Raw genomic sequence first — 19,404 nt, 5'->3', positions numbered from 1 at the left:
CGGTGATCATCCCGCGAGCCCCTTTTTTTTGTCGCCCGCTCAGCCGATGAGACGGCGGGTCAGCGTCATCAGACGCGCACGCGCTTCGGCGTCGTACGCCTGCTCGTGCGCCCGCGTGTCGGTGAACCGGTCGAAGTAGCGGCCGGTGGTGGCGGCGAGGTCCGGGTCGGTGACCAGCCGTACGGTGGGCCGCACCCCTTCGTCGACGGTGGTGACGGGGGTCAGGCCGTACTCGCGCACCCCGTTGGTGTCCATGAGATGGGCGGGGTGGAGGGCGTTCACCGTGACGCCGCTGCCTTCCAGCTCTGCGGCCAGCTCGAACGTCGCCATGATCAGGGCGAGTTTGCTGCGGCAGTACGCGCGCAGCCCCTCGTACCCCTGCTCCAGCATGACGTCGTCGAAGTCGACGGCCTCCTGCCCGATCGAGGCCACGTTGACGACGCGGGCGGGCGCGGAGGCGGTGAGCAGCGGCAGCAGATCGCGTGCGAGGGCGTAGGGGGCCAGATGGTTCACGGCGAACCGCAGCTCGTGTCCCTGCCGGCTCAGCTCCCGCTTGAGCGGGTCGGCTCCGCCGCCCGCGACGGCGTTGTTGACCAGCGCGTCGAGCCGGGGCTCGGCGGCGCGGACGCGCTCGGCCATGGCGTGCACCTGGTCGAGGTCGGCCAGGTCGGCGAGGTAGGTACGGACCTCGCCCCCGGCCGCGACGGCCGCCGCCTCGGCGGCGACGGCGTCGAGGCGCCCCTGGTCGCGGCCGTGCAGCAGGACGGTGTACCCCTGCGCGGCGAGGTCGAGTGCGATGCCGCGGCCCAGGCCCTGGGTCGCGCCGGTGATCAAGACGGTGGATCGGCTCATGGGACCAGCCTGGCGGCCGGCGGGGGTGCGAGGGGAGAGCGCGCGGATCCTGGTGGTGCCGCCACCAGGCTGCCTGCCGCAGGTTCGCCATGGCCGGTGGGCTCATCGCTCCTCGGTTCGATGCCTTTGAGCCCGGTCGGTGTTCCGGCTGGGTCGAACGAGTGGTGGAAGGTGAAGGCGTGCGGCGCGTAACCGTTGTCGTGGAGGTGTTCCAGCCTGGTAACCCCGTCCTGCCAGACGGGTATTGCGCCGTCGGTGACCCACCAGAGCACGTAACTCGGGTGTCCCGTCCTCTCGAACCAGTCGTAACGCCTGTTGAGCGCCGTGCGGTGCAGACCGGCGTAGATGGCGTCGAAGGCGGATCGCAGGTCGGTCCAGAGTGAGAGGGTCGCTGCCAGGGCGGTGGTCTCCACCGTGCGGCCCTTCCTGTACCAGGCCGGAACAGCGAACCCTCCCCACTCACCCCAGTCCGAGTCGAACAGGTTGCCCCGGCTGTGGTCTGCCGGTTCGGCATGAGCGATATATCCGGGGCGCCGGCCGATCTCCCGGTAGACGGCCTCACCGATTTCGTAGAACTCCTGCGTAAGGCGGGTGGGATCGGTGAGGGGTGACTTCAGGACGCCGAACGTGTACAGAGCGAGTTGGGGCATGCGTTCTCCCTGGCTGAGGGGGCCTGGTGCGGAAGTCCCTGACGGTCTCGCTGTCCGGGAGTGGACTCGATCCGGCGGCTTGCGCGTCGGGGCAGAGAGGCCCGTACGCCTGCGGGCGGCGCCGGATGTCAGGAGAAGATAGCCCCCGCCGCAGGCCCTGTCTAAGTTGCCTTTTCCCTGCCCAAGTGCCCTTTCGCAGAGGCCCGGAGGGGGCTGACGTGTCGGCGGGAAGCGGCCCGCGCTGCCATGCCGGTCACTTCGGGTCGCGGTGGAACTTCGACGTCGACCAGACGTAGCCGAGCACGGTCAGGCCCGCGCACCAGGCCACCGCGAGCCATCCGTTGTTGCCGATCTCCGTGCCGAGGAGCAGGCCGCGCAGGGTTTCGATGGCGGGGGTGAAGGGCTGGTACTCGGCGACCGGCTGGAACCAGCCGGGCATGGCGTGGAGCGGGACGAAGGCGCTGGACAGGAGCGGCAGCAGGATCAGCGGCATCGCGTTGTTGCCGGCGGCCTCCGCGTTCGGGCTGACCAGGCCCATGCCGACCGCGATCCAGGTGAGCGCCGTGGCGAAGAGCACGAGCAGTCCGAACGCCGCCAGCCAGTCCAGGGCGGTGGCACCGGTGGAGCGGAAGCCGATGGCCACGGCGACCGCGCCGACGAGGACCACGCTCGCGACGGACTGCAGCACGCTGCCGATGACATGTCCGATGATCACCGAGCCGCGGTGGATCGCCATGGTGCGGAAGCGGGCGATGATGCCCTCGGTCATGTCGTTGGAGACGGAGACCGCGGTGCCGACCACGGTGCTGCCGACGGTCATCAGCAGCAGGCCCGGGACGAGGTAGGCGATGTACGCGGAGCGGTCCGCATGGCCGCTGCCGCTGATGCCCGCGCTCATGGTGTCGCCGAAGACGTAGACGAAGAGCAGCAACAGCATGATCGGCGTGAGCAGCAGGTTCAGGGTCATGGACGGGTAGCGCCGGGCGTGCAGGAGGTTGCGGCGCAGCATGGTGGAGCAGTCGCGCACGGCCAGGGACAGGGTGCTCATCGGACGGTCTCCTCGGTCCGGTCGGTGACGTTCCCCGCGCCGCCGGTCAGGGCGAAGAAGACGTCGTCGAGGTCGGGGGTGTGCACGGTCAGTTCGTCGGCCTCGATGCCGGCCGCGTCCAGCCAGTCGAGGATGGAGCGCAGTTCGCGCTGGCTGCCGTCGCTGGGGATCCGCAGGGTGAGGGATTCGTCGTCCGGAGAGGCCTCGCGCAGGGCGGAGGCGGCGGACCGGTACGCGGCCGGGTCGGTGAAGCGGAGGCGGATGTGCCCGCCGGGCACGATCCGCTTCAGCTCCCCGGCCGTGCCCTGGGCGGCGATCCTTCCGTCGTTGAGCACGGCGATGCGGTCGGCGAGCTCGTCCGCCTCCTCCAGGTACTGGGTGGTGAGGAAGACGGTGACGCCGCCGGAGACCAACTCGCGGATGATCTGCCACATGTTGTGGCGGGAGCGCGGGTCGAGGCCGGTGGTCGGCTCGTCGAGGAAGATGATCCTCGGGCCGCCGACCAGGGTCATCGCGATGTCGAGGCGGCGCTTCATGCCGCCGGAGTAGGTGGAGGCGGGCTTCTTCGCGGCCTCGGTGAGGTCGAAGCGTTCCAGCAGCCCGGCGGTGACCCGCCGCCCCTCGCGCTTGGAGAGGTGGTGCAGGTCCGCCATGAGCCACATGTTCTCCTCGCCGGTGATCAGACCGTCGACGGCGGAGAACTGCCCGGTGACGCCGATCGCGGCACGCACCGCCTGGGGGTGGGTGGCCAGGTTGTGGCCGCCGATGTGGATGTCGCCGCTGCCCGGGTCCGGGGAGACGAGGGTGGAGAGGATCTTCACGGCGGTCGTCTTGCCGGCGCCGTTCGGGCCGAGCAGGGAGAAGATCGTTCCTTCGGGCACGGCGAGGTCGACTCCGTCGAGGACGGTCTTGTCGCCGTAGGACTTGCGCAGCCCGTTCGCCGCGATGGCCAGGTCGGTCATGGGGAGTGACTCCTCTTACGGGTCTTACGGGTCTTTACAGGCTGCGGGCGGCGATGTCGCCGTGGGAGGTGGTGGCGCGGATGGCGAGGCCGGCGGTGCCGTCGTTCTTGAGGGAGTTGCTGATGCGGCCGTAGGCGGTGTGGGCGTCCAGGGAGGCGGAGACGCCGGCGGCGGCGGTGACCGAGATGTCGCCGGAGTGGGTGTGGAGCACGACCGTGCCGCGCCCGGCCTCGGCGATGCGGATGGCGCCCCGCGCGGTGCTGATGTGCGCGGAGCCGTTCAGCCGGCCGACCTCGACGTCGCCGTCGACCGCGGTGAGGCGGAGGCTCGCGGCCTCGTCGAGCTTGATCCGGCGGTACGCCCCCTCGAAGACGACCTCGCCGAGCCGCCCGACGCCGCGGAGCTCGGCGGCACCGGTCCTGGCCTCGACGCGGGAGCCGGCAGGCAGCTGGACGGTGACCTCGACGGAGCCCGAGGGGCCGAAGTACTGGTTCTTCGCCTCCGGGGCCTGGATCCGCAGGACGCCGTCGGCGTAGGCGACCTGGATCTGCTCCGCCGCCTTCACGTCGCGGCCCTTCGAGGCGTTCGCGGGCAGGACCTCGACGGTGGTGTCGGTGCGGTCGGCGGCGACGAACTGCACGCGCCCGGCGGGGATGTCGAGGACGGCGGCGATCGGGGCGGTGGTGGCGAACTTCTGCATCGTGGGCTCCTTGAGCTCGTTGTTTCCGATGACGGAAAAGCTACGTTGCGTTCAAGGAACCGGCAACACGCTTGTTGCATCGAAGTTCTGTTTGTGCAGCTCAGAGCCACAATATCGTTGCAACGACCTGCGAAGTAACGCAACAGCAACCCACCCGGCCGTTGCAATGAGCCAGGAATGAACGCTATGCTGGAGGCGTCAGGCAAGCACACAAGGGAGTTCGTGATGCCGGGAGGCAGGCTCACCCAGCAGGAACGTCAGCAGATCGCGCTGGGGCTGGCCGACGGCCTCGCCTACGCGGAGATCGCCAGGCGTCTCGACCGCCCCACCTCGACGGTCACCCGCGAGGTGATGCGCAACGGCGGCCCCACCGCCTACCGCGCCGACCTGGCCCACCGCGCCACCGAACGCCGCGCCCACCGGCGGAGCAAGCCGGCCGCGCCCGGGGGGCCGCAGGCGCTCGCGCAGACCCACGGACGCGACGCGGAGGCGGTGCGCGAGTACGAGGAGGTGTTCACCACCGTCCTCATGCAGTCGGGCACGCCCAAGATGATGGCCCGGGTGCTGGCCTGCCTCTGCACCAGCGACGCGGGCAGCCTCACCGCGTCCGAACTCGTCCAGCGCCTCCAGGTCAGCCCGGCGTCCATCTCCAAGGCGATCGCGTTCCTGGAGGAACAGGGCCTCGTCCGCCGGGAACGCGACGAGCGCCGCCGCGAGCGCTACATCGTCGACGACGACGTCTGGTACCAGTCCATGATGGCTAGCGTCCGGGGCACCACCCAGCTCGCCGAGACCGCACGGCAGGGCGTCGCCGTCCTCGGCCGCGGCACCCCGGCCGCCGCCCGCCTCGAGAACATCGCCCGCTTCCTCGACTTCGTCTCCGAGAGCCTCGCCCGCGCCGCGGACCAGGCCCGCGAAGTCCTTCACACGGGGCCGGCTGCGCCTTAGCGTTCCCCGCGGAGACCCAGGTCGAGCGTCCCCGCCCCGGCCGCCTGACGGCGGCCATTCCTTGCCGTTCACCCCTCCTTGACGGCGCGCAGGAGGGACCGGAGGGCAGCGGGGGTGGCGGTGAGGACGCGGTCGGGGTCTTCGCTCTCTCGTAACTTCACAACGCCGCTAACTGCGCGCGCGGCACTCAGACATGCATCGCCTTCGCTGCAGTAGCTTGACTTCTGCCAACGGATTGGGGACATGAGTCTTCCTTCACAGGTCCTGAGCAATGCTGCGGATGAAGTCACGTGACTCGCTCTCCTTGAGCGCTGCCGCTTCCATCCTGTCCAGGAGGAGCCGGTACTTCCCCAACTGCGCCTCAGCGTCGAGCATTACTGAGCCGTGCGATTGATCAAGGTGCACGGTGTCGAGCTGCTCCACCGGGCCGACGGCATAACACACCGATTGCCCAGATCCCGGGTACGCTCCTGCGTCGAATGGGATGACCAAGACAGTGACATGTTCTCGGTCGCTCATGTCGAGCAGGTGTTCAAGTTGCCGCCGTGCGACCTCCCGTCCACCGAACTTCATACGCAAAGCGGCCTCGTGAACAATCGTCCGGTACGGCGTGGGTCGGTCCCTGTAAAGAACCTCCTGGCGCTTGATGCGGTAGGACACGCGGTGCTCCACCTCTGGCGGCGAGAGTTCGGAGACCCCGTTTCGAAAGACCTCTCGCGCATGTTCCACCGTCTGCAACAACCCGGGAATATGCGCTGTATACGCCGTGCGCAGACTGACGGCATGGTGTTCCAGCTCCGCCAGGTCGAGCAGGCTCGACGCCATGACCTCTCGGTACTCCTCCCACCACCCACGTTTGCGCTCAATGGCCATGCTGACGAGCCCCTCGATCAACGCCTCGTCCGCGCAGTCGTAATGGCGCGCCCACGAGCGGATCCGCTCGGCGCTCACACCGAAACGGCCAGCCTCGACGTTGCTGATCTGTGCCTGGCTGGTGCCGAGTATGCGGCTGGCCTCGGTGGCGGTCAGGCCCGCCCGCTCACGTAGCTTGCGCAGCTCAGCGCCCAAGCGCAGCCGACGCGCTGTCGGAGCGGGCCTCGTGGCCATCCCGTTCTCTCCTTGCCGTACACGGCGCGGCGGGTGTCACCCACACGAGCGCACATCTCAAGTATTTGCAGAACTCGCCTCAATCTACATGTCGTTGAGCGGTACGTTGTGGCTCCGCCGCGAACGCGGAAGCGCACCGCCCCGTATCACTGGGCGGCAATGACACCGCGCGGCAACAGTCACCCCGCACACTCCGTTTGGGAGCCCCGCATGGGAAACACCGTATCGCCGGAGAACCCCTGGTCCTACTCGCTGAACCTGCCGCACGACCCGCGGTCGGCGCGGATCGCGCGGGTGACCCTGCGCGGGGTGATGAACTGCCACGACTTGCCCGAACTGCTGGACGTCACCGAGGTGTTGGTCAGCGAACTGGTGACCAATTCCTACCTCTACTCCGACGGTCCGTGCGAGATCCGCGTGCGGCAGGTGGACGCGGACACCGTCCGCCTCAGCATCTGGGACACCAACCCGGACATCCCCGCGCCCTTCGACACGTTCCCGCGCGGGAAGTGGAGCAAGCTGGTGCCGTCCCCGCCGCCGCCGGAGCCGGATCCGCTGGCGACGTGCGGGCGGGGGCTGCTGATCGTGCGGTTGTGCGCGGAGAACTGGGGGAGCTGGTCGATCGGCGAGTCGTTCCCGGGTGTGACCGGGAAGCTGCTGTGGTGCGAGATCGGCCGGAAAACATGCCCGTACGGCGCAGCCGCGTGAGAGCTTGATCTTCACCGGACCGCCGCACACGGGAGGCAGACGCACATGGCCAGACTCACCGGCGAGATCACCTGGTTCGACCAGGCCAAGGGGGCCGGCTTCATAGCCCCGGCCGACGGGACCCGGAACGTGTACGTCTACCGCACGTCACTGCGTGACGGCGGGGCCGCCCCGGAGGTCACCGAGGGGGTGCGCGTCGACTTCGAGCTCGTCGACGGCCGGAACGGCCCCACCGCCGTCGACGTGGTCATTCTGTAGGAGTCGACACCTTCGACACGTGGTCGTCGCGGACTTCCTGAAACCCCCGAGTTTGCGCCATGGTGCACACGGTACCGACACGACTCGGCCACGTTCGCCCACCACGCCAGAACGGCTGAAAACGGACCGGATTCCAGTGCGTACCGCTGCTACGGCGCGCATCCGGCCCGAGGTGACCGACCCGGGCGCATGCCCCCCAGGGGTGGGGGCGGCGCACGGTGTGGACGCGTGTCACCTGACCGGGCGCCCCGCTGCGGCCGCACCGAAAGAGTGGCGGCCGCATCGCCCGCGCCACGCCGATCGGCCCTGCTGACGCGCGTATCACGGCACCGGCACGGCCGGCCGGGCGCGAACACACTTCCGTCGCAGGCCACTTGATGGCACGGACGTTCACCGTCGTATCGTCCGACGATTTGACCGGTCACGGAGCGTGCCGGTAGCAATCTCCGGCGCCGCACCCCGTTCCGGCGTTCCGTTTCTCCAGCCGTCGCCCTTCGGGTCGGCGTTTCCTCGCGCGACCCCGGCGACGCCGGCGCCGCGCGCCCCCTGTCATACGACTCATGAGGAGAAGACCCGTGTTCTCTGTGCGCAACCGCATCGCCGCGGCCCTCGTTGCCGTCGCCGCCTCCGCGATCACCTTCGGGCAGGCGTCCGTCGCCCTGGCCGATGACACCGAGCCGCGCGGCCCCGTCCACCTGCCCGTCCAGATCGTCTCCCCCGCCCCGGGCAAGATCACCCAGGAGCACAAGGTGACGAACACCTACCAGTACGACCCCAAGGCGTCGGGTTCCTCCGACGACACCTCCGGTTCCTCCAGCAGCTCCTCCACCCCGCCGGCGCCGGAGCCGGGCCCGGTGGGCCAGGCCAAGGACACCGCCAACTCCGCCGTCTCGACGGTCGCCTCCGGCGCCGCGAGCACGGCCGACTCCGCCTTGAAGTAAGCCGGTTGACCGGGGCCGGCGCCACGCGCGCCGGCCCCGGCGCTGACGCCCGGTGCGAGCCACCGTGGCACGACACCCACGACGATCAAAAGGACCATCACTATGCCGAACTGCGAACGACCGGTGACGAGGCGCCCGGCGGTGTGGATGGGCGCGGGCCTTGCCGTGACGAGCCTGCTGGCCGGAGCCCTGACCAGTCCGGCGCAAGCGGATACGAAGCCGCAAGGCGAGCGCCTCTTCACCAGCAGCGGGACGTTCAAGGTGCCCAAGGGGGTCACGGACCTCACCGTCTCCGCGTGGGGCGGCGGCGGTGCCGGGGGCGGTGGTACGGGCGGTGGTGGCGGCGGGGGAGGCGGCGGTGGCGGCAAGGCCGGCGCCACCTCCGGAGGCGGCGGCGGGGGCGCGGGATCCGGCGGCTCCGGGGGCGGAGGCGGCGGGGGTGGTGGCGCGGGCGGCTTCATCCTGTGCCAGATCCAGGTCAAGTCGCCCAAGACCCTGTACATCACGGTGGGCAACGCGGTCCACCTCCTGGCCCAGAACGAACCGACGTCGTTCCCCGGCAAGGGCAGCGACGGCGGGGCCGGCGGCGGCGGGGGCACGGCCAAGGGATCCACCTTCGGCGGTGGTACGAACGGGTCGCGCGGCGCGTCGGGCAAGAAGGCCGATCCGGCCACGAACCTGCCCGGTCTGCATGTGTCGATGGTGTCCCCCGTACGGAGCCTCAAGAGCGACTCCGCCTACGTCGTGGCCCCCGGAGGCTCCCCGGGTGGCGGCGCGCAGGCCGCGCCCGGAGGCGCGTCGGGCGAGGGCGGCTACAACGGCTCGACCAGCAAGGGGTACGCCGGCGATGGCGGCAAGCCGCAGGGCCCGGGCAAGGGCGGAGCGGGCGGTGGCCCGACCGAACAGGGCTTCAAGTGCACCGGCATCCCGGCCGAGCTCGTGAACGGCACGCCCGGCAAGAACGGCGCCGACGGCAAGCCCGGCGTCTTCGGCGGCGACGGCAAGGACGGCGGCTACGGAGGCACTTCCTTCCAGGGCGGCGACCACGGAGCCGGTGGCGCCGGCGCAACAGCCGTGCACGGCCGCATGTACGGCTGCGGCGGCCGGGGCGGCGACGGAGGCGACGGCGGGCACGCCGGCTCCGGCGGCACGGGCGAAAGCGGCCAGGCCAAGCACAATCAGCGGGCCTACAACGGCTTGGCGGGCGCCAAGGGCCAGAAGGCCCAGGACGGCCAGGACGGCTGCCGCGGCGCGGTCCGCATCCAGTGGTGACCCCGGCCGGGGCACTCGGCGATGCGGGACGCCCCGCCCCCGGCTAGGGTGCGAATCATGACGGACTACGGGCGTCCGGTGCGATTCGGGATCTTCCCGACACCGGACGCCGGCCAGGTGCCCGGCATCCTCGCGCTCGCGCATCTCGCCGAGCGCGAGGACCTGGACTTCGTGGCGATCCAGGACCACCCGTACCAGAGCCGTTTCCTGGACACCTGGTCGCTGATGGCCGTCGTGCTGGCCCGCACCGAGCGGGTCCGCGTCTTCCCCGACGTGGCCAACCTGCCGCTGCGACCGCCCGCGCTGCTGGCCAAGGCGGCCGCCAGCCTCGACGTCCTCTCCGGAGGCCGCTTCGAGCTCGGGCTCGGAGCGGGCGCGTTCTGGGAGGGCATCGCCGGCATGGGCGGGCCCTCGCGGACCCCCGGCCAGGCCGCGACGGCGCTGGAGGAGGCTGTCGACGTCATCCGCCTCATGTGGTCCGGCGAACGCTCGGTGCGGTACGAGGGCGAGCACTACCGGCTGGCCGGCGTCCACCCCGGGCCCCGGCCCGCGCACCCCATCGGGATCTGGCTGGGCGTACTCGGACCGCGGCTGCTGCACATGCTGGGCCGCAAGGCGGACGGCTGGTGCCCGTCCAGCAGTTACGCGCCGCCCGGCAAGCTGCCCGCCATGCAGCGCCGCATCGACGAGGGCGCCGCCGAGGCGGGCCGCGCCCCGGGCGACATCCGCCGCGTCTACAACGTCTTCGGCACCATCACCGACGGCCCCTCCGGCGACTTCCTGACCGGCCCGCCCCGGAAGTGGGTCGAGGAGATCACCGGGCTCGTCCTGGAGCACGGCATGGACACCTTCGTCTTCGGCGCGGAGTCCGACGACCCGGTCCAGCACCGGCGCTGGGCCGCCGAGGTGGCGCCCGCCGTGCGCGAGGCGGTGGCCCGGCACCGGGGCCTGCCCAGCTCGTGAGACGAGTGAGCGCTCAGCGGGCGGCGGCGCCGAACCACGTGGGCAGCTCGTCCAGCAGCTCCCGCTGGTCCTCGCCGGCCCACGCCACGTGACCGTCCGGCCGCAGCAGCACCGCGGGCACGTCCAGTTCCTCGCTGACGTCGACGACGTGGTCGATCCGGTCCGCCCAGCCCGCCACCGAGAGCCGGCCGGTCTGGTCGAGCAGCAGCCCGCGGCCGCCGCGCGTCAGCTCGTAGAGGCGGCCCCGCTTCAGCTTCACGTCCCGCATCCGCCGGCCGAGCAGCTCGTGGCCCTCGCCGAAGTCGTAGCGGATGCCGATCGCGGTGATCTTCTCGATCAGGTACCGGTTCACCTCCTCGAAGTCCATCAGCTCCGCCACCAGCCGGCGCACCGCCTGGGCGCCCGGCTCGGTGGACATCAGGTGCATCTGCGCGCGGGAGTGGTCCAGCACGGCGGTGGCCACCGGGTGCCGTTCGGCCTGGTAGCTGTCCAGCAGCCCCTCCGGCGCCCAGCCGGCGACCGCGGCGGCCAGCTTCCAGCCGAGGTTGAACGCGTCCTGGATACCGAGGTTGAGGCCCTGTCCGCCGGCCGGCGGGTGGATGTGCGCCGCGTCGCCGGCCAGCAGCACCCGGCCGACGCGGTAGCGCTCGGCCTGCCGGGTTGCGTCGCCGAAGCGGGACAGCCAGCGCGGCGAGTGCACACCGAAGTCGGTGCCCGCGACGGCCCGCAGCTGCTGCTTGAACTCGTCGAGGGTCGGCGGGACCGTGCGGTCCTCGGCCACCCCCTCGGCGGGCACGACGACGCGGTACGCCCCGTCCCCGAGGGGCATGAAACCGAACCGCTTCTGCGTCTTGCGGACCTCGTTCATCACGGCGGTCAGCGTCTCCGGCGACACGTCCACCTTCATCTCGCCCAGCAGCGTCTCGACCCTGCTGGGCTCGCCGGGGAAGCCGACGCCGAGCAGCTTGCGCACTGTGCTGCGACCGCCGTCGCAGCCGACGAGATAGCGCGCGCGAAGCTGCGCTCCGTCCGCGAGCCCGACGGTCACCCCGTCCTCGTCCTGGCTCAGCCCGGTCACTTCGCAGCCGCGCCGGATCTCGGCCCCGAGCTCGGCGGCGTGCTCGGCCAGCAGGCGGTCGGTGGTGGTCTGCGGGATGCCGAGGACGTATCCGTGCGCGGTGTCCAGCCGCTCGGGCCAGGGCTTGTCGATGCCGGCGATGAAACCGCCGACCCGGTGCTGCTTGCCGAGCGCGAGGAACCGCTCCAGCAGGCCGCGCTGGTCCATCACCTCGATGCTGCGCACATGCAGGCCGAGCGCGCGGACGTACGGGGCGGGCGCTGCCTCCTTCTCCAGCACGACCACGTGCACACCGTGCAGCCTCAGCTCGGCGGCCAGCATCAGGCCGGTCGGCCCGCCGCCGGCCACGATCACGTCGATCATCAGAAGTCCCCCATGGTGTGTGCCGGTTCTTGCTTCGGCGGGCGATTCTGCGGCACGGAGGGGGCCTTGCCGCAAGGCCCCCCTTGCGCTATAAGTTGAGAGTGGCAAGGAATGGGTGATGCTCCTTGCCTTTTCGCATTCACGAGGCCAGTACACGAGGCCGGCAGCCGTCTCGCCGCGGCCCGGAAGGCCTAGGGTGCGGACATGACAGGACCGAACTACCTCTCCGAACTGTTCTCCCTCGACGGCCGGGTGGCCCTGGTGACCGGCGGGAGCTCCGGCATCGGGCGGGCGATCGCCGAGGCCCTGGCCCGGGCCGGCGCGAGCGTCGTGATCGCCGCGCGGGGCGAGGAGCGGCTGGCCGCCACGGCCGGGGCGCTGACGGCCGACGGCTGCCGGGCCGCCTGGGTGCGCGCCGACCTCAGCACGCGCGACGGCATACGGGAGGCGGCCGAGCAGGCGGCCGGGGCGTTCGGCGAGCCGGACATCCTCGTCAACTCCGCCGGGATCAACCTGCGTCCGCCGATGGGCGAGCTGGGCGAGGACGTGTGGGACGCCACGATGACGGTGAACCTGGAGGCGCCCTTCCTCCTGGGACAGCGCTTCGGCCCCGGCATGGCGGAACGCGGCTTCGGCCGCATCATCCACGTCACCTCCCAGCAGGCGCACCGCGCGTTCGTGCAGAGCGGGGCGTACGGCGTGTCAAAGGGCGCGCTGGAGTCGCTGGCCCGTTCCCAGGCCGAGGCGTGGTCGCCGTACGGCGTCACCTGCAACACGCTCGTGCCGGGCTTCGTGATGACGCCGCTCAACGAGCGGCTGTCGTCCGACCCCGAGAGGGTGGCGGCCCTCGCCGCGCGCACGCTGAGCGGCCGCAACGGTCTGGCCGAGGACTTCGCGGGCGCCGCGGTGTTCCTCGCGAGCCGCGCCTCCGCGTACGTCACGGGGCAGTCGCTGTTCGTCGACGGCGGGTTCTCGGTGCACTGACGCTCCCGGGCCGGTCAGGCGCCGACGAAGCAGAACTCGTTGCCTTCCGGGTCGCGCATGGCCTGGAAGGCCCCCTGGTCGTCGGTGACCGTCTCACCCACCCGCTCGGAGCCGTGCCCAGAAACGGACCAGGGTCTGCGGTTCACGGCAGTCCACGACGATCTGTTGCAGGTGTGCGCGCATGGACGGGACCCTATGTCTCGTCGAGATGTCTCTTCGAGTGGTGGCATCAGTCCGTGTCGAGGCCGTCGATCAGACGGTTGAGGAACCGGGCGAAGGTGGCGTCCGGGGTGACGGGCCGCCCGGGAGCGGCGAGCGCCGCGGCGAGTTCCGGGTGGTGGCCGTCCGCGGCGACAGCGGCGAGGTAGCGGGCCTCGGCGGCCGCCCGGTCCGGCGACCGTGCGGCCGCGGCCTGCGCGATCTCGTGCGCGACGTGCCCGGCCACGAAGGCGGTGAGCTGGGCGAAGACCTCCAGCTTCGCCGCACCGTCCAACCCGGTGGGGCGCAGGGCGGCGAGCGCGTGCTCCAGGAAGACCAGTGTGTTGGGGCCCGGCACGCGACGGGTCGTCAGGGCGGCGGGCAGCCAGGGATGGCGCAGCATGTGGGCGCGTTGCAGATGGGCGACGGCCTTCAGGTCGGCGCGCCAGTCGCCGGTGGGCGGGTCCGTGACCGCGAGTTCCCCGCAGACGTGGTCGACCATCAGCTCCAGCAGCGTCTCCTTGTCGGGGGCGTAGCTGTAGAGCGACATGACGCCGGCGCCGATCTCGGCGGCGACCCGACGCATGGTGACGGCTTCGAGTCCTTCCGCGTCCGCGAGGGTGACGGCCGCCGCCGTGATCGCCTCACGGCTGAACGAGGGCTTACGGCCGCGCCGGGGCTCGGTGGGACGTATCCAGAGCTGTTCGGGGTCGACGCCGGTGGCGCCGGGCTCTCCGTCACGGGGCACGGTCTCGCGCTCCTTCCCCTGGCTTTCGCGGTGGCTCTTGCGTAGGCCATCCAAGCATCCTCTATTCTCGTACAGCGTACGCAATAAGGAGGGGAACCATGCCGTCACGCATGCCCGAAACCATGCCCGGAACGATGGCCGGTCCGTCCTGGGTGCCGCCCGCCGGAAAGCCGCCGCTGTCCGCGCGGATGATGAGGTCCACCTGGCGCGGCCTCCCGGCGAAACGGCACCGGGCCGGATGGGAGCCGGGGCTGGTGGTGCCGGCCGCCGATGGCAGCCCGCTGATCACCGACCACTACTTCCCGCTCGCGGAGGGCGACTTCCCCACCCTCCTGGTCCGCTCGCCCTACGGCCGCGGCCTGCCCTGGTCCCCCATGTACGGACTGCTCTTCGCCGAACAGGGCTTCCACGTGGTCCTGCAGAGTTGCCGCGGCACCGGAGGATCCGGCGGGACGTTCGACCTGTGGCGCAACGAGGCCGCCGACGGCCGGGCCACGGTGTCCTGGCTGCGCGAACAACCCTGGTTCGACGGAACGCTGGGGACCGTCGGCCCCAGCTACCTCGGCTATGTGCAGTGGGCCCTCGCCCTCGACCCGCCGCCGGAGCTGAAGGCCATGGTGGTGCAGGTGGGCCTGCACGACCCCCACGCCCTCTTCCACGCGGACGGCGCGCTGCGCCTGGAGAACCTCCTCGCCGTCGGCGCAGGCATGACCTACCAGCACCAGGGCATGGCACCGTTCGTGAAGGCGACGCTGCGCCTGCAGCGCCGGCTGCGCGCCGTCACCACCGCGCAGCCGCTGCGCAGGGCGTACGTGCCCGCCCTCGGGGCCGAAGTCCCCTGGCTGGACGAGGTGATGACGCATCCGGACGCCGAGGACCCCTACTGGGACGGCGCGTCACTGGCGGAACCGGCGGAGCGGCTCCGCGTGCCCACGAGCCTGATCACCGGCTGGCACGACGGGCTGGCCGACCAGACCTTCGAGCAGTACCAGCGGCTGCGGCGGGCCGGATGCGAGACCGCCCTGCTCGTCGGCCCCTGGACCCACACCTCCGCCCTGCAACAGGGCTGGCCCGAGGTCTTCGCCGAGACCCTCGCGTGGCTGCGCGCCCACCTGTGCGCCGACCCCTCCGGCCTGCGCCCCACCGCGGTGCGCGTGCACGTCGGCGGCGAAGACGCCTGGCGGGACCTCGGCGACTGGCCACCGGCCGCGGCCGCCAGCTCGTGGTACCCCCTGGACGGCGGGCACCTCACCCGGCTGGCTCCCACGGTCTCCGCACCGGTGACGACGTTCCGCTACGACCCGGCCGACCCCACCCCGTCCCTGGGCGGCCCGCTGCTCTCCCGCACCGCCGGCCCGCGCGACAACCGCACCCTGGAGGCCCGGGACGACGTCCTGACCTTCACCGGCCCCCCGCTGACCGAACCCGTGGACATCCTCGGCCCGGTCTCCGCACGGCTGAGCGTCTCCACGGACACCGGACACGCCGACGTCTTCACCCGCCTGTGCGACGTGGACGCACAAGGCCGCTCCGTCAACGTCTGCGACGGGCTCGGCCGGGTACGGACGACCGGAGAAGCGCCCTCGCAGGTGACCGTGCCGATGAGCTCCACCGCCCACCGTTTCCCCGCCGGTCACCGCATACGCTGGCAGATCAGCGGGGGCGCCCATCCGCGCTACGCCCGCGGCACCGGCACGGGCGAGCCGGCCGTGGACGCCACCACCTTCGCACCGGTGCGCATCACGCTCCACACGGACTCGGCGCTGGTGCTCCCCCGCGCGTGAACGACCAGGCACTCCGGCCGGAAAGCGTCGTTCCGCCATGGTCCTACTGACGGTAGCGCTTGCGTTCGAGGGCGGGCGGCGTGGTGGGATGGACCGATGCGCACCCCCACACGCATACCCGGCCGCCCCTACAACCCCTATGAAGAACTCGCCGAACTCGCCGGCCCCGAGCCGCCGCACGACCCCTGGCCGGCGGCCGGCGAGCAGCAGGAAACGGACGACGACGAGCCCTGGTCACCGCCCGACCACCGCCGCCGCAAACGGCCCGACCGCCGCAGGCGGGCGAGCAGGCGGACGAGCCGGCGAAAACCCAGGCCGTCCCGTCCCTACCGCACCGCCACCAAGCTGCTGATCGCCCTCGCGGCCAGCGCGGCCATCGCCGTCCTGGCCGACCGGTGCGCCGTCATGTACGCGGAGAAGCAGGCACAGCGCAAGCTCCAGCAGGAGCTGCACCTGGCCGCCGAACCCCAGGTGGACATCCACGGCTTCCCGTTCCTCACCCAGGTGCTGGCCAAGCGTCTGGACCGCGTCGACGTCACCGTGCCGCATGTCGCCGCCGACCGGGTGACGCTGGCCCGCGTCCAGGCGAGCGCGCGCGGCATCCGGCTCACCGGGGACCTCCCCGCCGGCGTGCGCGGCGCCGTCGTCGGCCGGCTGCGCGGCGACGTCCTGCTCTCCTTCGACGACATGAAGCGCGAACTCGCCGCTTCGCAGCTGAAGTTCACCGACCAGGGCGGCAACGTCGTCGCCGCGAACGGCAGACTCGACGTCGCCGGTCAGGAGGTCCGCCTCCACGCCCAGGCGCACATCCGGCGCGACGACGACGGCCGGGGCGTCTCCACCGGCATCGACGGCATGAGCCTCGACCTGCCCGGCATCGCCGTCTACCGCCCAGGCCGCGAGAAGAGCCTCACGCTGCACCGCGAGACGGCCGAGCGCATCAGCCGCGACGCCGCCCGCGCGAAGGCGCTGCTGTCCGTGCCCGCCCTGGCCGAGCGGCTGGGGGTGACGCCCTCGGAGGTGGCACTGGCGCTGCGCAGCGAGGACCGGCTGCACGAACTCACCGGCGCGCCCCGGTTCGTGGAGGCCCTCACCCGGGCCAATCTCGTCGACGTCGTGATCGACCACCCGTGGCTGCTGGAGAAGGCCGGCATCGACCCCAAGGTCGTCGCCGGCCTCGCCCATCTGCGCCCGCCGTCCCTCACCGCCGGGCTCTCCCTCTCCTTCCGCCTCCCCGAACAGGCCCGTGACCTGCGGCTGAACGGAGTGACGGTCGAGCGGGACGGCATCCACGCGGAACTGAGCGGGACCGGCCTGCCGATCGGCGAGGCGAACTGACGGCACGTCGTGGCTCAGCGTTTCGGCCAGTACCACAGCGGCTCGGTGTGCACGGCTCCCCCGGCATGCCGGGAGGGTCCGGCACCGGCCCGTCACGGCATGTCGGGCGGCTCCACCGCCGCGCCGGGCAGCCGGACGTGGGCGACCGTTCCGCCGCCGTCCGCGGGGCGCAGCACCACCTCTCCGCCGGCCTGCCGGACCGTGCGGGCCACGATGGACAGGCCGAGCCCGCTGCCCGGCAGGCTGCGTGCGGAGGGCGAGCGCCAGAAGCGGTCGAAGACGTGCGGCAGGTCCTCGGGCGGGATGCCCGGTCCGTGGTCGCGCACGGTCAGCTCGCCGCCCGTGAGCCGTACGGCGATCGAGCCGCCCGGCGGGCTGAACTTCACCGCGTTGTCCAGCAGGTTGACGATCGCCCGCTCCAGCGCGGCCGGCTCGGCGCGGACGTACCAGGGGTCCAGCTCGGCCGAGATCGCGAGGCCCGAGCCGCGCAGCCGGGCCCGCCCGAGCGCACGCTCGGCGATCTCGTGCAGCGGGACGACCTGAAGCGGGCCGCTGTCGGGCGAGGCGTCCGGGCGGGCCAGCTCCTGGAGGTCGCCGATGAGCGCGGCGAGCTCGGTCATCTGCGCCTTGACGCTGGCCAGCAGGGCCCGCCGGTCGTCCGGCGGGATCGCGCGCCCGGTCTCCTCGCTCCTGGCCAGCAGGTCGATGTTGGTGCGCAGGGAGGTCAGCGGGGTGCGCAGCTCGTGTCCCGCGTCGGCGATCAGCTGCTGCTGGCGGTCCCGGGAGGAGGCCAGCGCGGCGGTCATGGAGTTGAACGAGCGCGACAGCCGCGCGATCTCGTCGTCCCCCTCCACCGGAATGCGCACGGCGAGGTCTTCCGTGCGGGCGATGTGCTCGACCGCGCCGGTCAGCCGGTCGACGGGGCGCAGGGCGGCACGGGCGATCCACAGGCCGGCCGTGGCGGCGCCCACGACGCCGATGCCGGCCGTGGCGACGAGGACGAGCGCGAGGCCGTTGAGCGGCTTGTCGATCTCGCTCTGCGGCTGGGCGATGGAGACGGCGGCGATGCCGGGGCGCTCGCCGCGCGAGGTGGCCACGCGCAGGTCCGTGCCGTCGTCCGCGCGGGCGTCGTGCAGCACGTCGTCGGCGCGGCCCTGGGCCACGGCGAGGTCGGCGGCGGCCACCCGGATCGGGGACTTGCCCTCGGTCGTGCACACCACGCCGCCGGTGGTGATGATCTGCACGGTGTACGGCGTCGGTGCCTCCGGCTGCCCGGCCGAGCCGGTGCCGCAGGTGCTCACGAGACGGCTGATGTACTTGTCGTCGGGCTTGACGTTGGTGAGCGTGGTGTCGCGCTGCTCTTCCAGCTGCTGCTTGGCGAACAGCCAGCAGGCCCCCGCCGCGACGGCCACCGCGAACGCGACGGCGACGGCGGTCAGCAGGGCGAGCCGGGAGCGCAGCGGCAGCCGGCGGTAGCGCTGGGCGAGCCCCTCTCTCGCAGCGCCCTCTCCGGGAGTGCTCACTCCGCTCCCGCCCCGTCGGCGCGCAGGACGTAGCCGACACCCCGGACGGTGTGGACCAGGCGCGGCTCCCCGCCCGCCTCGGTCTTGCGCCGCAGGTACATCACGTAGACGTCCAGCGAGTTGGACGACGGCTCGAAGTCGAAGCCCCACACGGTCTTGAGGATCTGCTCCCGGGTGAGCACCTGACGGGGGTGCGCCAGGAACAGCTCCAGCAGCGTGAACTCCGTCCGCGTCAGCTCCACGCGGCGGGTGCCGCGGGTGACCTCGCGGGTGGCGAGGTCCATGCGCAGATCGGCGAAGGCCAGCACGTCGGGCTCGGCGGGCGCGGCGGCCGGGACGGCGTACGCGCTGCGGCGCAGCAGGGCGCGGATGCGGGCGAACAGCTCGTCGAGCTCGAACGGCTTGACGAGGTAGTCGTCCGCGCCGGCGTCCAGGCCGGTGACGCGGTCGCCGACGGTGTCCCGGGCGGTCAGCATGAGGATCGGTACGGTGACGCCGGAGGCGCGCAGCCGGCGGGCGGCGGTGAGGCCGTCCATGCGGGGCATGAGCACGTCGAGCACGATCAGCTCGGGCTCGTACGCGGCGACCTTCTCGAGCGCGTCCAGGCCGTCGACGGCCAGCTCGGTGTCGTACCCCTCGAAGACGAGGCTGCGGCGCAGCGCCTCCCGCACGGCGGGCTCGTCGTCCACGATCAGGATGCGGGCGGGCTGGTCGCCGTGCTCGGCGGGGCTCATCGGCTTACCTCACGGTGGTGCGTCCTGGCTCTGTCTCTGTGTCTCTCAGCGTCGCACGAGCGGCTCAGCCACCGGCGCGCAGCTTGGCCAGATCGGCCTTGACCGTGTCGACCGGGATCGCGAAGCCGAGCCCGACACTGCCGGCCGACTCCCCGGACCCGCCCGACCCGCCGCCCGAGCCGGCCGCGTACATCGCCGAATTGATCCCGATGATCTCGCCGTTCATGTTGATCAGGGCGCCGCCG

At 71.8% G+C, this 19,404-nt stretch carries 21 protein-coding genes and 1 pseudogene; 9 read left to right on the top strand and 13 right to left on the bottom strand.

What is annotated here, in order from left to right; all coding sequences use genetic code 11:
* Positions 1-39 precede the first annotated feature (39 nt).
* The 5 genes from AB0K09_RS01360 to AB0K09_RS01340 all read right to left on the bottom strand — a co-directional run bounded on the left by AB0K09_RS01360 (position 40) and on the right by AB0K09_RS01340 (position 4,212).
* Positions 40-852, bottom strand: coding sequence for an SDR family NAD(P)-dependent oxidoreductase (locus tag AB0K09_RS01360; RefSeq protein ID WP_366063137.1), 813 nt, complete (start codon positions 850-852; stop codon positions 40-42).
* The gene (locus AB0K09_RS01355; RefSeq protein WP_366063136.1) at positions 849-1,502 is read right to left on the bottom strand and encodes a DUF3291 domain-containing protein; all 654 of its coding nucleotides are present in this window, start codon (positions 1,500-1,502) and stop codon (positions 849-851) included. The genes AB0K09_RS01360 and AB0K09_RS01355 overlap by 4 nt, the downstream gene beginning before the upstream one ends.
* A gap of 253 nt (positions 1,503-1,755) precedes the next feature.
* Positions 1,756-2,550 (bottom strand): ABC transporter permease, encoded by a 795-nt coding sequence (locus tag AB0K09_RS01350; RefSeq protein ID WP_366063135.1) that lies wholly within the window; start codon positions 2,548-2,550, stop codon positions 1,756-1,758.
* Positions 2,547-3,512: an ATP-binding cassette domain-containing protein gene (locus AB0K09_RS01345; RefSeq protein WP_366063134.1), complete on the bottom strand. Its 966-nt coding sequence runs from the start codon at positions 3,510-3,512 to the stop codon at positions 2,547-2,549. The genes AB0K09_RS01350 and AB0K09_RS01345 overlap by 4 nt, the downstream gene beginning before the upstream one ends.
* Before the next feature lie 34 nt (positions 3,513-3,546).
* Positions 3,547-4,212, bottom strand: coding sequence for a DUF4097 family beta strand repeat-containing protein (locus AB0K09_RS01340; protein ID WP_366063133.1), 666 nt, complete (start codon positions 4,210-4,212; stop codon positions 3,547-3,549).
* 225 nt (positions 4,213-4,437) lie between these two features.
* On the opposite strand from AB0K09_RS01340, the gene AB0K09_RS01335 reads away from it, so the two are divergent.
* Positions 4,438-5,160, top strand: coding sequence for a helix-turn-helix domain-containing protein (locus AB0K09_RS01335; protein WP_366063131.1), 723 nt, complete (start codon positions 4,438-4,440; stop codon positions 5,158-5,160).
* Between the two features lie 68 nt (positions 5,161-5,228).
* On the opposite strand, the gene AB0K09_RS01330 is transcribed toward AB0K09_RS01335, so the two are convergent.
* Entirely contained in the window at positions 5,229-5,405 is a 177-nt protein-coding gene (locus tag AB0K09_RS01330; RefSeq protein ID WP_366063129.1) for a DUF397 domain-containing protein, read from the bottom strand.
* 10 nt (positions 5,406-5,415) lie between these two features.
* Positions 5,416-6,267, bottom strand: a complete 852-nt coding sequence (locus AB0K09_RS01325; RefSeq protein WP_366063128.1) for a helix-turn-helix transcriptional regulator — start codon at positions 6,265-6,267, stop codon at positions 5,416-5,418.
* A gap of 210 nt (positions 6,268-6,477) precedes the next feature.
* Here AB0K09_RS01325 and AB0K09_RS01320 point away from each other — a divergent pair, with 210 nt between their 5' ends.
* The 5 genes from AB0K09_RS01320 (at position 6,478) to AB0K09_RS01300 (ending at position 10,409) form a co-directional block, all read left to right on the top strand.
* Positions 6,478-6,975, top strand: coding sequence for an ATP-binding protein (locus tag AB0K09_RS01320; RefSeq protein WP_366063127.1), 498 nt, complete (start codon positions 6,478-6,480; stop codon positions 6,973-6,975).
* 45 nt (positions 6,976-7,020) lie between these two features.
* A complete protein-coding gene (locus tag AB0K09_RS01315; protein ID WP_366063126.1) occupies positions 7,021-7,233 on the top strand; it encodes a cold shock domain-containing protein in 213 nt (70 codons plus the stop codon).
* Between the two features lie 575 nt (positions 7,234-7,808).
* Entirely contained in the window at positions 7,809-8,174 is a 366-nt protein-coding gene (locus AB0K09_RS01310) for a hypothetical protein (protein WP_366063125.1), read from the top strand.
* Positions 8,175-8,276: 102 nt separating this feature from the next.
* Positions 8,277-9,446, top strand: a complete 1,170-nt coding sequence (locus tag AB0K09_RS01305; RefSeq protein ID WP_366063124.1) for a hypothetical protein — start codon at positions 8,277-8,279, stop codon at positions 9,444-9,446.
* Between the two features lie 57 nt (positions 9,447-9,503).
* Complete coding sequence (locus AB0K09_RS01300; protein WP_366063123.1) at positions 9,504-10,409, top strand: LLM class flavin-dependent oxidoreductase; 906 nt, start codon at positions 9,504-9,506, stop codon at positions 10,407-10,409.
* Positions 10,410-10,422: 13 nt separating this feature from the next.
* Here the strand turns inward: AB0K09_RS01300 and rox are convergent, their stop codons facing one another.
* Positions 10,423-11,850, bottom strand: a complete 1,428-nt coding sequence (rox, locus tag AB0K09_RS01295; protein ID WP_366063122.1) for a rifampin monooxygenase — start codon at positions 11,848-11,850, stop codon at positions 10,423-10,425.
* Positions 11,851-12,054: 204 nt separating this feature from the next.
* Here rox and AB0K09_RS01290 point away from each other — a divergent pair, with 204 nt between their 5' ends.
* The gene (locus AB0K09_RS01290) at positions 12,055-12,834 is read left to right on the top strand and encodes an SDR family oxidoreductase (RefSeq protein WP_366063121.1); all 780 of its coding nucleotides are present in this window, start codon (positions 12,055-12,057) and stop codon (positions 12,832-12,834) included.
* A gap of 14 nt (positions 12,835-12,848) precedes the next feature.
* Here AB0K09_RS01290 and AB0K09_RS01285 read toward each other — a convergent pair whose 3' ends face one another.
* Both AB0K09_RS01285 and AB0K09_RS01280 read right to left on the bottom strand, forming a co-directional pair.
* Positions 12,849-12,980: a hypothetical protein gene (locus AB0K09_RS01285; protein WP_366063119.1), complete on the bottom strand. Its 132-nt coding sequence runs from the start codon at positions 12,978-12,980 to the stop codon at positions 12,849-12,851.
* Between the two features lie 83 nt (positions 12,981-13,063).
* Entirely contained in the window at positions 13,064-13,780 is a 717-nt protein-coding gene (locus AB0K09_RS01280) for a TetR/AcrR family transcriptional regulator (protein ID WP_366063118.1), read from the bottom strand.
* Positions 13,781-13,971: 191 nt separating this feature from the next.
* Between AB0K09_RS01280 and AB0K09_RS01275 the strand changes: the two genes are divergently transcribed.
* Positions 13,972-15,564: a CocE/NonD family hydrolase gene (locus AB0K09_RS01275; RefSeq protein WP_366063175.1), complete on the top strand. Its 1,593-nt coding sequence runs from the start codon at positions 13,972-13,974 to the stop codon at positions 15,562-15,564.
* A 96-nt stretch (positions 15,565-15,660) separates the two neighbouring features.
* Positions 15,661-16,902: a DUF2993 domain-containing protein gene (locus AB0K09_RS01270; RefSeq protein WP_366063117.1), complete on the top strand. Its 1,242-nt coding sequence runs from the start codon at positions 15,661-15,663 to the stop codon at positions 16,900-16,902.
* Between the two features lie 92 nt (positions 16,903-16,994).
* Here AB0K09_RS01270 and AB0K09_RS01265 read toward each other — a convergent pair whose 3' ends face one another.
* The 3 genes and pseudogenes from AB0K09_RS01265 to AB0K09_RS01255 all read right to left on the bottom strand — a co-directional run.
* Positions 16,995-18,425, bottom strand: coding sequence for a HAMP domain-containing sensor histidine kinase (locus AB0K09_RS01265; protein WP_366063116.1), 1,431 nt, complete (start codon positions 18,423-18,425; stop codon positions 16,995-16,997).
* Entirely contained in the window at positions 18,422-19,159 is a 738-nt protein-coding gene (locus tag AB0K09_RS01260; RefSeq protein WP_366063115.1) for a response regulator transcription factor, read from the bottom strand. The genes AB0K09_RS01265 and AB0K09_RS01260 overlap by 4 nt, the downstream gene beginning before the upstream one ends.
* A gap of 64 nt (positions 19,160-19,223) precedes the next feature.
* A pseudogene (locus AB0K09_RS01255) lies at positions 19,224-19,404 on the bottom strand (serine protease); the annotation flags it as partial.

Origin of the sequence: Streptomyces sp. NPDC049577, assembly GCF_040675635.1 — a bacterium.
Lineage (GTDB): Bacteria > Actinomycetota > Actinomycetes > Streptomycetales > Streptomycetaceae > Streptomyces.
The sequence above is the reverse complement of the archived record's forward strand: the minus strand, read 5'-3'. Positions and strand labels throughout refer to the sequence as shown.

Bases quoted from the DNA above. Each gene is read 5' to 3' on its own strand.
- rox (WP_366063122.1), bottom strand. From the start codon at position 11,850: ATGATCGACGTGATCGTGGCCGGCGGCGGGCCGACCGGCCTGATGCTG.
- AB0K09_RS01350 (WP_366063135.1), bottom strand. From the start codon at position 2,550: ATGAGCACCCTGTCCCTGGCCGTGCGCGACTGCTCCACCATGCTGCGC.
- AB0K09_RS01275 (WP_366063175.1), top strand. From the start codon at position 13,972: ATGAGGTCCACCTGGCGCGGCCTCCCGGCGAAACGGCACCGGGCCGGA.
- AB0K09_RS01300 (WP_366063123.1), top strand. From the start codon at position 9,504: ATGACGGACTACGGGCGTCCGGTGCGATTCGGGATCTTCCCGACACCG.
- AB0K09_RS01355 (WP_366063136.1), bottom strand. From the start codon at position 1,502: ATGCCCCAACTCGCTCTGTACACGTTCGGCGTCCTGAAGTCACCCCTC.
- AB0K09_RS01290 (WP_366063121.1), top strand. From the start codon at position 12,055: ATGACAGGACCGAACTACCTCTCCGAACTGTTCTCCCTCGACGGCCGG.
- AB0K09_RS01305 (WP_366063124.1), top strand. From the start codon at position 8,277: ATGCCGAACTGCGAACGACCGGTGACGAGGCGCCCGGCGGTGTGGATG.
- AB0K09_RS01260 (WP_366063115.1), bottom strand. From the start codon at position 19,159: ATGAGCCCCGCCGAGCACGGCGACCAGCCCGCCCGCATCCTGATCGTG.
- AB0K09_RS01315 (WP_366063126.1), top strand. From the start codon at position 7,021: ATGGCCAGACTCACCGGCGAGATCACCTGGTTCGACCAGGCCAAGGGG.
- AB0K09_RS01360 (WP_366063137.1), bottom strand. From the start codon at position 852: ATGAGCCGATCCACCGTCTTGATCACCGGCGCGACCCAGGGCCTGGGC.
- AB0K09_RS01325 (WP_366063128.1), bottom strand. From the start codon at position 6,267: ATGGCCACGAGGCCCGCTCCGACAGCGCGTCGGCTGCGCTTGGGCGCT.
- AB0K09_RS01270 (WP_366063117.1), top strand. From the start codon at position 15,661: ATGCGCACCCCCACACGCATACCCGGCCGCCCCTACAACCCCTATGAA.
- AB0K09_RS01340 (WP_366063133.1), bottom strand. From the start codon at position 4,212: ATGCAGAAGTTCGCCACCACCGCCCCGATCGCCGCCGTCCTCGACATC.
- AB0K09_RS01335 (WP_366063131.1), top strand. From the start codon at position 4,438: ATGCCGGGAGGCAGGCTCACCCAGCAGGAACGTCAGCAGATCGCGCTG.
- AB0K09_RS01320 (WP_366063127.1), top strand. From the start codon at position 6,478: ATGGGAAACACCGTATCGCCGGAGAACCCCTGGTCCTACTCGCTGAAC.
- AB0K09_RS01345 (WP_366063134.1), bottom strand. From the start codon at position 3,512: ATGACCGACCTGGCCATCGCGGCGAACGGGCTGCGCAAGTCCTACGGC.
- AB0K09_RS01330 (WP_366063129.1), bottom strand. From the start codon at position 5,405: ATGTCCCCAATCCGTTGGCAGAAGTCAAGCTACTGCAGCGAAGGCGAT.